Source organism: Pseudoalteromonas sp. PPB1 (assembly GCF_015356275.1).
GTDB classification, from domain to species: domain Bacteria; phylum Pseudomonadota; class Gammaproteobacteria; order Enterobacterales; family Alteromonadaceae; genus Pseudoalteromonas; species Pseudoalteromonas rubra_D.
Genome location: NZ_JACEQV010000020.1, coordinates 62,467 through 76,033, shown reverse-complemented (window position 1 = coordinate 76,033; position 13,567 = coordinate 62,467). Strand labels below are relative to the sequence as shown.

The window sequence follows — 13,567 nt, the reverse complement described above, 5'->3', positions numbered from 1 at the left end:
CTCCTTTAATATTTATATCTAAAGAAGACTATCGCATTAAAAACAAGAGAAAAGATAAGCGACTATTGATGTTTTTATTTTGTACCGCCGTGTTATTTTATCTAGTTGAAAGTGGAGTTATTGGATAAGGATTTGAGTTACAAGGGCAAGTTACAAGGACATATATGGACGCTCCAGCGATGTAAAGTTATAAGGACACCCACCCTAATAAAAGTTATAAAGACATATATGGACGCTCCAGCGATGTCAAGCCGAGTAGGCCTGCGGGGTAGCGAGTTTTCGTTATCCCGTTCGTTATGTTACCTGTGTTGCCATGCCTGATGCTTGGTCCAGTCCGCTATAAATGTGTTGCTCTGACATATATCCGGGCTTAACTGGTTATCCAGCGCCCCTAATGAGTTCCGAGCCTGCACACCCTAAAATTAATACACCCACTCGGTCTGTAACGACCGTGCCTTTGTCGGGTTTTGCGCAGGCAGGGTTGGACCTTTTTTCATCGTACTTTGGCAAACAGATAAGCGGTTGTCAGTGGCTCACTACACCCACACGGGTTCAGTGACCCTTGTCTTCCTTGAGCTTAACTGACAACCTAACCCTAGATGTATTGTGTCGCCCCCGATTGTGTATATTGCGGCTGATAAGGTTCATTCTTCTGTAGTAATATCCACATCAACCTGGCCAGCCGGTGGGCAGTTGCCACAATGGTTTTATTGACACCAACACGCTCTCGCAAAGCGGTAACCCAGCGATTTAAATCATCGTCTTTTTTATGTGCATGTGTGACCACAGTACGAGCACCGTGGATTAATTGCTTGCGCAGATACCTGTCCCCTCGCTTGGTGATATGGCTCAGAACGCTTTTATCGGCGGAAGCATATTGTCTGGGCGTGAGCCCTAACCAGACACCGAACTCTTTGGCACTATTAAATGCCTGGCCTTTATCTATGCTGGCACTAAAAGCAGACGCGATGATTGGGCCTACACCTGGCAGGGATTGCATGATTTCAGCAGCCGGACTGCGTTGGTTTGCACCTCTAAACAAAGAATCGAGCTGCCTTAACTGGCGTTCAAAGGCTCTCAACTCGGCGCAAGTTTCGTGTATCAGCAACAAAATGACCGGTTGCAGTTGTTGGTCGAGTAAGGTCTGAATGTGATTGTAAAAAGCGCGATAACTTTTAGGTGTTTCAATGCCAAATTCAAGCAGAAAACTGCGGGTCTGATTCAGGCATGCGGTACGCGCCTTCATTAACCTTTCCCTCATCCGGTGCAGTAATAAGACGGCTTGCTGTGATTCTGATTTCACAGGCACAAAGCGAATGTAAGGCCGCTGACTGGCTTCATAAATGGCAAGACAATCATTCTTATCATTTTTATTCCCTCTGACAAAAGGGGTGACGTGTTGTGCTGGCACCAGGTGCAAGAAAGTTACATGGACACCCACCCAAAATCGTAGGCATCCAGTCTGGATTTTTGGGGTGAGTAGTACAAGATACATGGACACCCACCCTAAAGTGGCGTATGTAAGGTACGCCGTCTACCTTTAGGTAATGCTCAATGGATTGAGGATGCTAGATTATGCCAATGGCAAGGAAGAGGCAGGTCAGCCTATCAGACACTAAATACTACCACTGCATATCCCGGTGTGTTCGCCGGGCATTTCTGTGCGGCATAGACCGCGTAACGGGCAAGTCTTTTGAACATCGTAGAGATTGGGTTGAGGAAAAATTGCTGACCCTTGCGAAGGTGTTTTGCATTGATGTGTGTGGCTACGCGGTGATGAGCAATCACACGCATATCGTGCTGTATGTAGATGATAAGAAAGCGCAGAGGTTAACAGATAAAGCAATCGTTCTTCGCTGGCATAAGTTGTTTAAGGGCAACTGGTTGACGCACAAATTCATCAATGGTGATGCGCTGAGCGAGTCAGAGCGCAATATGCTTGATGGAGACATCAGAGAGTTCAGAATACGCCTTGCGAGCATCAGCTGGTTCATGCGGGTGTTGAATGAAGACATTGCCCGCAAGGCCAATAAAGAAGATGGTTGTACAGGCCGGTTTTGGGAAGGGCGATTTAAGTCACAGGCATTACTGGATGAAGCAGCACTGGCAGCGTGTCTGGCTTATGTTGACCTGAACCCAGTCAGAGCCAAAATGGCAGCGACACCGGAAACGTCTGATTATACCAGCATTAAAAAGCGTATTGAGTATGCACGACAAGGAAAGCAACCTAAGAGCTTACTGCGCTTTGCTGGTAACCCAAGAAAACACATGTCCAAAGGATTGCCCTTTGAGCTGACTTATTACATACAGCTGGTTGAGCTAACAGGCCGATGCATGCGTGCAGACAAGCGAGGTTACATCTGTGATAGTCAGCCACTGCTGACACGATTGCAAATAGAGCCGGGTAGCTGGCTCAAACTAACTACGCAGTTCACAAAGGTGTTTCATGGCGCGGTAGGGCGAAAACAAGCGATGACAGATTATTGTGAGCACCTTCACAAAAGGCGACGCACTAACCTGACTCAGTGCGAGCGATTACTGGGTTAACACTTTTTCTTTTTCACCATTTCAACTTATCTAAGTTCAGGCCTGGATGCGCATTCGCATTGTCCGAATCTGATTATTCTTCAAGATTTCGTGCTTAAACATATGACTTTCACTGCTCAGAGCTTATAGGAAGCGCTGAATTTGATAGTCTTGCATTTCGACTTTGAAACTGCCCACAATTGGTCTGTGAATTTACGGGTGGGTGTCTTCTGAAAAAAACCTTGGTGTTGGCACAACTATGAATGTGGCCCGTACTATAGTTGCAGGTATAATTGGTGGTACAATTTCGAAGCTGGTTGGTGGAAAATTTGCCAATGGAGCTGCCACAGCTGCTTTTGCTCAGGCGTTTAACGGAAATTCGTTCTGGGATAAAGCGCAGGAATATGGGCAGCTAGCTTTAGAGTTTGCACCGGGTTATGACCTGGCAATGTGTATGGGAGCTTCGGCGAGTTGTAGTGCGGCTGAATGGGCTATGGCTATGGCTGACTTCACGCCATTAGCCGGCATTGCGAAGGCAAGGAAAGCTTATAAAATAGTTGAAAACAGCGCTAGAGGTAGGGCATCAGAAGCTCGGGTTCTGAATGATCTAGGGCTAACTAAAAACACCAAAAAGGTTTCAACTGCGGAAGGCAACTCTATTCCAGATGCTTTGACAGATACGCTGTCAGTAGAAGTAAAGGATGCACAGAGCGTGAGCTTGACGCGACAGTTGCGTATTCAGACCGAGGCAGCTAGGGCATCAGGTCGGCAATCTATTCTAGTTACGGGGAAAAACACCTGTGTTAGCGGTACTTGCCAGAGGGCTTTTGATCAAATTATTCGTAGGAGTGACTTAGGGCCAAAATGATTATCGCAGGAATATTTTTTGATAGCTCAATAAAAGATGTTGTAGTAGCTGCACTACAGAATCTTCCAGAGCCACTTAAGCCTGTTATATACAGTGCAGATGAAGAAAAGAGACCTAAAGGGAACTTAGTTTCTAATGAAAAAAAATTTGATTTATTTAGGAGAGAGAATACGGTTGGCTTTTTTCTGCATTCAGAAAAAGCGCTATTTGACCTTTCTTTTCCTCAGTTAGGTAAAGCATCAGTATTTATTGAGTTAGCGGATGACTCCCTTTTTATTTTTCTTACTGACTATTTGGAAGGTTTTGCTCAGCTAGGTATTGACTTTGGCTTTGCCGCTGATTGTGGAGAATATGCTCATAGAAATCGTCATTTTATTACTCAGGGAGATAACAATATTGAAACTTGGGTTGGTCGCGATCTTTGTAAATACTTACCCGGTTTCTATTGGTTGACCTTTGTTTCAAATGAGATTATTGAGCTGCATGGCATTGATATTGAATTAATTAGCAGGTCAGCAGAGTTTGTTGGTAATTGTAATGGTACTTTAATGCGTTTCTTTGATGACCCACGGAGTTGGCAGAATTACGCAGAACTACTGGATGATTACTGTGAATTCTCTGATGGAGTGTTTACCATTAAGGATGTAGAAAAATCGGTTTCAAAGGAAATGAACTTCCTAGAGCTCAACGCTGTTCTTACTCAATGGAAGTAAAGGGAGTTACAAATGGATAGGTTGAATGGACATATATGTAGGAAAGTTACATGGACATATATGAAAATTTAAGGAAGACACCCACCCCAAAACTGGCGTACAGAATGTGCGCGTCTACCTTTAGATAATACTCAATGGATGAGGATAATGGACTATGCCAACAGCAAGGAAGCGCCAGGTTAGCCTATCGGATACCAAATACTATCACTGCATATCCCGATGTGTCCGCCGGGCATTTTTGTGCGGCCGAGATCGCTTAACGGGTCAGTCATATGAGCATCGTCGAGACTGGGTAGAGGAAAAACTGTTGGCTCTGGCCAAGGTGTTCTGCATTGAGGTGTGCGGCTACGCTGTTATGAGCAATCACACACATATTGTGCTTTATGTGGATGATAAGAAAGCGGAAAGGTTATCAGATAAAGCGATAGTGATTCGCTGGCATAAGTTATTTAAGGGTTAAAAGTTACATGGACACCCACCCAAAATGGTAGGCATTTCAGTCTGGATTTTTGGGTGGGTTATGTGGTGGACGCTTCTAAATCGGCGTTAATGCGCCCCCCTGATTAATAATAATTTAGGGTGACACCCATTCAAAATCGGCGCTCAGTGAGCGCCTTTTTTCTGTGCAACCACGCCAGCGCGGTGTGCAGCACCTAGTTATAAAGACACCCACCCTAAAGTGGCGTATGTAAGGTACGCCGTCTACCTTTAGGTAATGCTCAATGGATTGAGGATGCTGGATTATGCCAATGGCAAGGAAGAGACAGGTCAGCTTATCAGATACAAAATATTACCACTGTATATCCCGGTGTGTTCGCCGGGCATTTCTGTGCGGCGTAGACCGCGTAACGGGCAAGTCTTTTGAACATCGTAGAGATTGGGTTGAGGAAAAATTGCTGACCCTTACGAAGGTGTTTTGCATTGATGTGTGTGGCTACGCGGTGATGAGCAATCACACGCATATCGTGCTGTATGTAGATGATAAGAAAGCGCAGAGGTTAACAGATAAAGCAATCGTTCTTCGCTGGCATAAGTTGTTTAAGGGCAACTGGTTGACGCACAAATTCATCAATGGTGATGCGCTGAGCGAGTCAGAGCGCAATATGCTTGATGGAGACATCAGAGAGTTCAGAATACGCCTTGCGAGCATCAGCTGGTTCATGCGGGTGTTGAATGAAGACATTGCCCGCAAGGCCAATAAAGAAGATGGTTGTACAGGCCGGTTTTGGGAAGGGCGATTTAAGTCACAGGCCTTACTGGATGAAGCGGCACTGGCAGCGTGCCTGGCGTATGTTGACCTGAACCCAGTCAGAGCCAAAATGGCAGAGACACCGGAAACGTCAGACTACACCAGCATTAAAAAGCGTATTGAGTATGCACGACAAGGAAAGCAGCCTAAGAGCTTACTACGCTTTGCTGGTAACCCAAGAAAACACATGCCCAAAGGATTGCCCTTTGAGCTGACTTATTACATACAGCTGGTTGAGCTAACAGGCCGATGCATGCGTGCAGATAAGCGGGGTTACATCTGTGATAGTCAGCCACTGCTGACACGATTGCAAATAGAGCCGGATAGCTGGCTCAAACTAACTACGCAGTTCACAAAGGTGTTTCATGGCGCGGTAGGGCGAAAGCAAGCGATGACAGATTACTGTGAACACCTTCACAAAAGGCGACGCACTAACCTGGCTCAGTGCGAGCGATTACTGGGTTAACACTTTTTCTTTTTCACCATTTCAACTTATCTAAGTTCAGGCCTGGATGCGCATTCGTATTGTCCGAATCTGATTACTCTTCAAGATTTCGTGTTTAAACATATGACTTTCACTGCTCAGAGCTTATAGGAAGCGCTGAATTTGATAGTCTTGCATTTCGACTTTGAAACTGCCCACAATTGGTCTGTGAATTTACGGGTGGGTGTCTCTTGAAAAACTACCCAAAATCTTAGACATTCAGTCTGGGCTTTTGGATGGGGAATGAGATGGACGCGCCTAAGTCGGCGTTAGTTGACCACTACATAGTCGCCTTGTGAATTTACGGGTGGGTGTCTCCTGAAAGTTTAATGGGAGTTTTTAAATCGGCGTTAGTGGGCCACGCTGATAACCAACACCTGCAACTCAGGTTTGGACCTGCCGACCATTGATATGTAAATTTACAGGTAGATGTTTTTGAAAGTGATTAGGGAAGGGTGCTTGAAACTATTAATTTTAATTTTTGTTTTAATACTATCTGGTTGTGGTCCAGGTTTGAAAGACGGAATGACTCACATTAAAAATGGATACTACTTCGCTTTCATGGGAGCAGATCAGAATATTATTTATTATGAAGGAAATGAAAGAAAAGAAGGTGTAATTATTGACTCTATGGTCACTCAGTTTTTTATGGTTGAAGAAGTCTTGTATTTATCAAGAAGAGCGTTAATCTATGATTATTCTAATGGTGTAAGGACAGTGACTGGTAAAGATCATTGTCAATATTACGCAATCGATACAGATACACATCAAACTTCAGGTCCTTATTCTAAAGAGCAAGTTATTGAAAATAAAGGCTGGATACCATTGAGTAAAGTTATGGCATCCGGAAAGGTCATGGAGCAAAGTAATTATTGTAAGTTCAGTTTCTTAGCCAGGGCTATTAAAGCGATACCCATTAAAAATTAACTTTCGATGAGTGCAAGTGCGCCCCAATTCTTTGATGACCCCTTCGTGTAAGGCGTATTTTTATAGGGCTACAAGTATGTCGAATATAGTAAAGTAAATATTCTAAAACCCTAAATTATATCGGGGGGATTAGGAGGAAGTAAAATGAAAGTTTTGTTATTGTCTTTGTGGCTTTTTGTTGGGTTTTCTGCTTCTTCAAAATCTGAAGAGGATGGGGGAGTTGCTCATAAACTTTCACTTAATTGCGCGATTGCGGTACAGGTCGCTTTAAACGAGCTGGAAAAAATTAACCTAGAGAGGCTTCCAGTACCAACGTCAAAATTATATAAAGATGTGGAATGCAAGGAAGTGAGAAATGCGTACTCTATCTACCTTTCTCCCGGAGCAAAAGGCATACGTGGCGGGGGGGCTCAATTTATCGTAGATGTTAAAACGAGAAAAGTTAAAGATACGATATTTGGCAAGTGATATTAAGGTTAGAGGTACAGTAATGGATTGAATGGACACCCACCCAAAACCTTAGACATTCAGTCTGGGCTTTGGGATGGGGGGTGAGGTGGACGCGCCTAAATCGGCGTTAGCTCACCACTACAACCACTACACAGTCGCCTTGTGAATTTACGGGTGGGTGTCTCCTGAAAACCACCGTATATTGCCAAAAATCACCATTACCAAACAGCAATACCAAGAGGAATTTAGTATGACTTCCCAAAAGGGAAACCTCCGTTCATTCGATAACACAGTAAAACCTCATGTCCAGGAAAACGCCTCTCAGGCAGGCACACCAGAGGACCTGTCGCGAGTACTAGACATTATTCAGGAATCAGTTGCACCGATTACACAGAAAAGGGGCAACCCTGATGTGTCTAAACACAGTGATGTTCAAAAGGCAACCGATGCTATTGTCAAAGCCCGAAATGCACTAGAAAGTGCAAATTCAGATCTTAAACTGGCAGAGTTGGAGTTGTCGCTAGCCAAATATAATTTAGAGTCTGGCGAAGACATCCCATCGGCATCATTAGTAAAGGCAGTGAAAGACGCAGAAGAAAAGGTCGCCAAGAGAAAAGACGCTAAAAGTAAAGCAGAAATCGAACTACAGACCAAGTTAAACAACCTTCACGACATAATTAATAGCTAAGTTAGCAACAGAGATTAAAGTCAAAAGTGACCCTGCCGGTTTAACTCAGCTAGGTCACTTTACGGTGGGTTTTGTGATAGCTTAGACCGTTTCTAGTGACACACGGAGTGAAATGTGCTCAATATCGCACCGTAGGTTTAATGGACATCCACCCAATATCGTTGACATTCAGTGCGGATTTCTGGTTGGGTGTCCCTGAAAGCTCTCTCTGAGGAGTAAACGTGAAGAAATCTTTTTTAAATTACATAAAGAAAAGCGTTAATGGTGTTGCATATATAGCGAACGAAAAAAAAGGCCCTATTCTAGGCTTTGAAAAATCCAATGAGGACTTGTTGAAAGGGTTTCAACTTTATAAAAGCCCACGAGGCGTAAGCGTATTGTACTGGTTTTTCCCTATGATACAGTTGCATAGTGATAAATTGATGGGGTTCTTTGGCTTTATTCCTTATTCTGGACGACCTGAAAGAGGGGATCTATCTCTGATTAGCAAAGATAAATATAGCGAAGAAGAAATTAGAGATGTAATTGTGGAAACTATTTTTTTAAATAGAGAAGTCGTGGATAAAACATCTACTTTAAGAGAGCTTGCCTTTTTGCTAGAGAATAAGTTTGAGTCAAATTTATCTAGTCCAATTAACGCAGCGAATTTTTCCACTCTATGTTATGCAATTGGCGAAAGAGAAAATGCTAAAAAATATATCTCAGCAGCATACAGCAGTTCAAATGAGAGGCATGTTGCACATGAAAAAATATGTGAATTTTATAATGCATTGACCAATGAGAACTGGCCTAAGGCCGATGAGCTCATTGAGATATATAAGAAAAAAACCTTAGAGGTCGCTGTAAAAAATAGACTTTTTGACTGGCAGTAAAAGAGTTACAAAGATAAGAAATTAAAGTTACATGACCATCTACCCTAAAGTGGTGTACTTCAATCTAGAAAATAGGGGTAGGTGTCCCTGAAAACTCTATCGACTTGTTGGTCCGGCTGGAGTGTGGCATAAAATACGGCATTGCCTTAGTCGAGAGGTTAAAAATAAATGAAGAAAACGCTTTGCTCACTTGTCTTTTTTACCTTATTGGGGTGTGGAGATCCTGCTCCCCAAGAATTACTGAATGATTATTATCTATCATCTACTAACTCGAGTAATACTTATATTACAAAAGGGGCTAGCATAGTGATAAGGTCTGATGTCGTTTATACAGAAATAAAGGGTGACTTTATTATTGGAAAAAGGATTTTTTCTGACTATCCAGATCATAATGATAGAAATGAAGATGAATTGGGTTATTTCTTCATAAATACAAAAACTGGAGAGGTAAAATTAGGCTTGGAAGAAAAGGGCGTAGAGTTTATTGAGCATCTAAGGTAACTTAGGTTAGTTTTGGGAGCACCCGGCCCAAATGGATCTTAAAACTGCCCACAATTTGGCCTGTGAATTTACGGGCGTTTGTGAAAATAAACGGTTTACTAGGAGGTAATATGGGGAACCCTCTGGGAGTTGTTCTCTTAATTGTTGCAGTTGGATTTTTTTTGTATGGTGCAAAATGTATGTTGCTTTTTTTCACCGGGTTTTGGGGGAAGAAAGAGCTAACAGGAGGCTTCCTGTTAAAAGGTATTGTTTCACTCTTCGCTGCATTTTTCATATTCATTGTTATAACTAGTAACTCGGAATACTTTGAATTGAAGCGCACTGAGCCTAATTCTATTAGGTTCAAGGCATAGCAGCCCTTGTGTTTAAATAGTAGTTTGTATCAAACATCCACCTCTAAGGCAGCTGCAACAACCTTAAAGATGAGCATCAGGAAAAACAACCGGGCGTCAGACAACGCCCAGCTAGTTCTAACTTAACCTACCGCTTAAAAATCCCTCTCATCGGGCCTAACAGGTTATTCGGGTCGAACCAGTTTTTCAGTATTTTCAGTAAAAACCACTTTCTGTGGTAATGCTTTTTCCAGTCTTTTGAGCTCATGGGGATAGCACCCACCGGATACTGGAAGCCGCCTAGCGCCCGTGCGCCTTCATAAATGCTTCTGTTGGCCTGGGTGAGTTGTTCAACCCGCTCGGGTGTGGGTGGAATGGCGGTGCGCATCAAGGAGAAGTAAACAAACTTGTCTTCTTCGGGGACGCTGAAAAACAAGCTGCCAAACGCATCTCTTTGCTGCATCGACATCAATACCGGGCCTGCGACGTCATTAGGCGGTGTATTGGCCAGGGTATCTTCGATAAATGCCTGGGCTTTTGATGCGGGGATCAGCAGTGGGCACCAGGGGTGGGGCAATGTCCAAAGTCCGGCCGCTTTTAGCTGTTCAACCACAGGTGCCAAACGGTTCAGGAACGTAAAGTAAGGGAGGTCCTGGATCACCTCTTCTCCATACACAAAGTTTAAGCCATCGAGTAGCTCGGCATCCACGGGAGGGGTATCCGGCTCAAAGTACTTAGCGAGTTGCATGACATAGCGCCAGCCACCGGCTGGATCGGGCTCTGCGCCACCCTGAACACCATCAAAAATCCCTTCGTCCAGCAAGCGTTGATTGTCATTTAAGTAATGCGCTAAATCATCATAAACCAGTTGGTAGGCTCTGACCTGGCTGGGGGCTGGCTCCAGCTCAAAGCCAGCCTCTACAATGATACCGAGCTGACCCAGCCCACCTTTCATTGAATGGAATAGCATGCTGTTTTGGTATGGCGAACAGGTGAGTAAGCGCCCGTCACCGGTAATGACTTTGAGGTGGCAGATATTATCGGCCATACAGCCATGTTTGAAAGACTGCGCACCCAGGCCGCCCACGGCCAAGGTTCCGCCAACACTCAAATCAACAAAGTCCGTGACTATCGGTAACCCCAAATTGAGCGGTACGGTTTTGCTGAGTAAATCAATCCAGCGAGCGCCAGCCTGGGCAGTAATTTGTTGATTATTAACGTCGTAGACATCCGATAATGTCACCATGTCAATGACAACACCGCCCTGGGTTTGCGTTTCTCCATTGGTAGAATAGCCTTGCCCTTTTACCGCTACTGTTAAATCATGCTGGTTGGCAAATTGGACCATCTCAATGATGTCCTGATAGCTGGCTGGTTTTAAAATCGCCCGAGACACATAGTGATGAATGTGGCCAAAATCGTCGGCGGCTTCGCTGAGGCTGGTTTCATCTGTGATCAGTTCCCCTTCGAACACCGGAAAGTTACTGGCAAACACCTCGGGTGGTAAGGTGAGTAAATCAGTTTCATTTGCCCAGCTTTGACTTTGCAAGTTAAACCCAACAACCAGGCTACCTACCCCTATTTTCTTAATAAAGTCTCTGCGAGATGACTCTTTAATCATACATCCTCCTTATATTACTGACGCAAAACGGTATGCTTAAAATCCGATTTGGCAGTGAGAAACTCGCGCTTAATGCTGGCCCGCATTCAGTGGTTGCTACCCTGGTATAGTGACAGCTGCTTACATGTGTTTACTCCTGACACAGAGCCTCAGCGCTTGGTAAATATGTGTATTGGATATGTTCCGTACCATTAACTGTCTGAAATCAGGCAAGTCCTGCATTAGCGGCACTCACCTGACCATGTGCAGCGGACTGGGTTTATTTAACGCGTCAGCCGCAATATCACTATATCAATATAAACATAAAGTTTACAAGTTTTTAACTAAAAGGTGGGCTGATAGCGCAAGGATGGGGAGAGACTGGAGCGGTCTGTGCTAACGCCCTGTGCATTGCATCAGGGCGCCAGGCAGGTAGAATAGGTGTTACAGCTTTATCAGACCACAGGCTCTAGTACTTCTTCTGGCCTGCCATCTTGTGTGACTTTACCGTCTTTAATTTCAATAATGCGATCCATCATAGCGAGCACGTCATAAGAGTGCGCAACCGAAATCACGGTTTTACCCTTCATTAGTGTTTTAAGAGACGTGATAAACTCAGCTTTAAGCACCGGGTCCAGGGCGCTGGTTGCTTCGTCCAGTAAGAGGATCTTTTTATTTCTGAGTATTGCTCTGGCCAGTGCCAGACGCTGTCGCTGGCCACCAGACAGTTGCCCGCCATTTTCACCAATAAAGGCCGATAAGCCTGTGCGACCCCGGGCGTCAGTGTAGTTTTCTACAAATGTCAGGGCATTGGCCTGTGCCAGTGCCTGTTTTACAGCTTCCCGGCTGACGTTATTCAAACCAAACGCCACATTCTCATAAATGCTCTGATTAAACAGGCCAATATCCTGGTTCAAAAAGCTAATCTCACTACATACTTTGTCTGTTGAGTAGTCTTCGATGTTTTTACCATCAATATAAATCGCGCCTTCTTCAATTTCGTCAATGCCGGCAAGCATATTAAGGAGCGACGATTTACCCGCACCGGAAGGGCCGATGATCCCGACTTTTTCACCGGCTTTGATTTTTAAAGACAGATCGGTGAACAACGGCGCTTTGTTTTCATAGCCAAACTCAACCTGTTTAAAGGTGATTTTGCCGTTCGGGACATTAAAATTGCCTTCGTCTTCTATGGGTTCTACATCTTCCAGAAATTCGTTGACGACCTCTCTGCCCACCGTAACCTGACCCCAGGAGACAAAGAAGGCATCAAACTCGTCCTGGCACCATTCCGACAGCGATATCACCCGGTAAACCAGGGCAAGCACCATGGAAAACTCACCAATTGAGATACTGCCTTGCATCCACAGTTGCAAACATAATGCACCCGTACCGACCACTAACAGGCCATTTAGGAGCCCAACCACAGAGGCAAAGTTAGAGAACACACGGAATTCCTTCGCCACCACTCTGCGGTGTCGAGTGGCCCATTTCTCGGCAAACTGTTGTTCATAGTCGGCGTTCGAGAGCATTTTTACAGTGCGGATACGTGCAAAACGCTCGGTGAACTTTCCGGTGATCTGCGCGCAACTTTCTGCTTCGAGCCGGTTGGTGGTTTTGGCTTTGGGGATCCATTGCCCCAGCAACATCGCCAAAAACAGACCGGTCCAGACAAGGAAAGGCAGTACCAGCCAGCCGTCAATGTTGCCCACGTAAAACAGCAGCGCCCCCAGAAACGCCAGTAAAAACCCGGCAAAACCACAAAACTGCAATACCACATCGATGATCGCCTCGGAGGTATCCACGATGACAATGGCGGTTGAGCCAGGGTCATCTTCTTCGTGGTAACTGGCGGGTGAGGCAATCAGAGTGCGATACAGTTTTATGATGGTATTTTTTTGCAGGTTTGGTCCGAGTAACTGATGAAACACCAGGTTTTTAATCAGGGTGATGGTGGGGATCACCACGGCGATGGCTACCGCGACGAGGGCCAGCGTGTGCCCTTTGTCATTGAGCTGTACGCTGCCGCTTGCGCTATCCAGCCAGTCGACTAAGTCGCCTAAAAAGTCGAACGTCACAATCTGTAACAGGCCGCCAAACAAAGAAATAACAAAGGCGATGGCTATCCAGCCAGAGAACTCTTTGGCGCACTGGCGAATAAACGGCAGGTTGTGCTTTGCTGGTGTTAACTGGCTGTCAAAGGTGTCTTTGTGACCTAATTTTTCAAATAGCTTAAATAATGACTTCATTGTGTTGTGTGGCACCTGGGCGGATCGGGTTTTGCTCTGGCTGTGTTGCCGGAACCTGGCACAAATAAGCCACTGGCACGATGACAGGGTGTCGTGACAGTGGCTCTG

11 protein-coding genes and 2 pseudogenes are annotated in these 13,567 nt (G+C 44.9%); 10 read left to right on the top strand and 3 right to left on the bottom strand.

Going from position 1 to position 13,567, the window contains the following annotated elements; translation table 11 throughout:
- Positions 1–595: 595 nt before the first annotated feature.
- Positions 596–1,414, bottom strand: a pseudogene (locus tag IY568_RS18265) (IS110 family transposase); the annotation flags it as partial.
- Between the two features lie 161 nt (positions 1,415–1,575).
- On the opposite strand from IY568_RS18265, the gene IY568_RS18260 reads away from it, so the two are divergent.
- From IY568_RS18260 to IY568_RS18215, 10 genes and pseudogenes are all read left to right on the top strand, one after another.
- Positions 1,576–2,547: a transposase gene (locus tag IY568_RS18260; RefSeq protein WP_194868335.1), complete on the top strand. Its 972-nt coding sequence runs from the start codon at positions 1,576–1,578 to the stop codon at positions 2,545–2,547.
- 202 nt (positions 2,548–2,749) lie between these two features.
- The gene (locus IY568_RS25340) at positions 2,750–3,394 is read left to right on the top strand and encodes a putative toxin (protein ID WP_194868334.1); all 645 of its coding nucleotides are present in this window, start codon (positions 2,750–2,752) and stop codon (positions 3,392–3,394) included.
- Positions 3,391–4,107, top strand: coding sequence for a hypothetical protein (locus IY568_RS18250; RefSeq protein ID WP_194868333.1), 717 nt, complete (start codon positions 3,391–3,393; stop codon positions 4,105–4,107). Before IY568_RS25340 ends, IY568_RS18250 begins: the two co-directional genes overlap by 4 nt.
- Positions 4,108–4,261: 154 nt before the next feature.
- Positions 4,262–4,564, top strand: a pseudogene (locus IY568_RS18245) (transposase); the annotation flags it as partial.
- Between the two features lie 286 nt (positions 4,565–4,850).
- The gene (locus IY568_RS18240; RefSeq protein WP_194868332.1) at positions 4,851–5,822 is read left to right on the top strand and encodes a transposase; all 972 of its coding nucleotides are present in this window, start codon (positions 4,851–4,853) and stop codon (positions 5,820–5,822) included.
- A 477-nt stretch (positions 5,823–6,299) separates the two neighbouring features.
- Positions 6,300–6,767 carry a hypothetical protein gene (locus tag IY568_RS18235; protein WP_194868331.1) on the top strand — a complete coding sequence of 156 codons (468 nt, stop codon included), beginning with the start codon at positions 6,300–6,302 and terminating at the stop codon, positions 6,765–6,767.
- A 144-nt stretch (positions 6,768–6,911) separates the two neighbouring features.
- Entirely contained in the window at positions 6,912–7,235 is a 324-nt protein-coding gene (locus IY568_RS18230; RefSeq protein ID WP_194868330.1) for a hypothetical protein, read from the top strand.
- A 232-nt stretch (positions 7,236–7,467) separates the two neighbouring features.
- On the top strand, positions 7,468–7,905 hold the full coding sequence (locus IY568_RS18225; RefSeq protein WP_138538827.1) for a hypothetical protein: 438 nt from the start codon (positions 7,468–7,470) through the stop codon (positions 7,903–7,905).
- A gap of 221 nt (positions 7,906–8,126) precedes the next feature.
- Positions 8,127–8,777 (top strand): hypothetical protein, encoded by a 651-nt coding sequence (locus IY568_RS18220; protein WP_194868329.1) that lies wholly within the window; start codon positions 8,127–8,129, stop codon positions 8,775–8,777.
- A 168-nt stretch (positions 8,778–8,945) separates the two neighbouring features.
- Positions 8,946–9,278: a hypothetical protein gene (locus tag IY568_RS18215; RefSeq protein WP_138538825.1), complete on the top strand. Its 333-nt coding sequence runs from the start codon at positions 8,946–8,948 to the stop codon at positions 9,276–9,278.
- 480 nt (positions 9,279–9,758) lie between these two features.
- Here IY568_RS18215 and IY568_RS18210 read toward each other — a convergent pair whose 3' ends face one another.
- A complete protein-coding gene (locus IY568_RS18210) occupies positions 9,759–11,231 on the bottom strand; it encodes an FAD-binding protein (RefSeq protein ID WP_194868328.1) in 1,473 nt (490 codons plus the stop codon).
- Positions 11,232–11,665: 434 nt separating this feature from the next.
- Positions 11,666–13,459: an ABC transporter ATP-binding protein gene (locus tag IY568_RS18205; RefSeq protein WP_194868327.1), complete on the bottom strand. Its 1,794-nt coding sequence runs from the start codon at positions 13,457–13,459 to the stop codon at positions 11,666–11,668.
- Between the last annotated feature and the right edge of the window lie 108 nt (positions 13,460–13,567).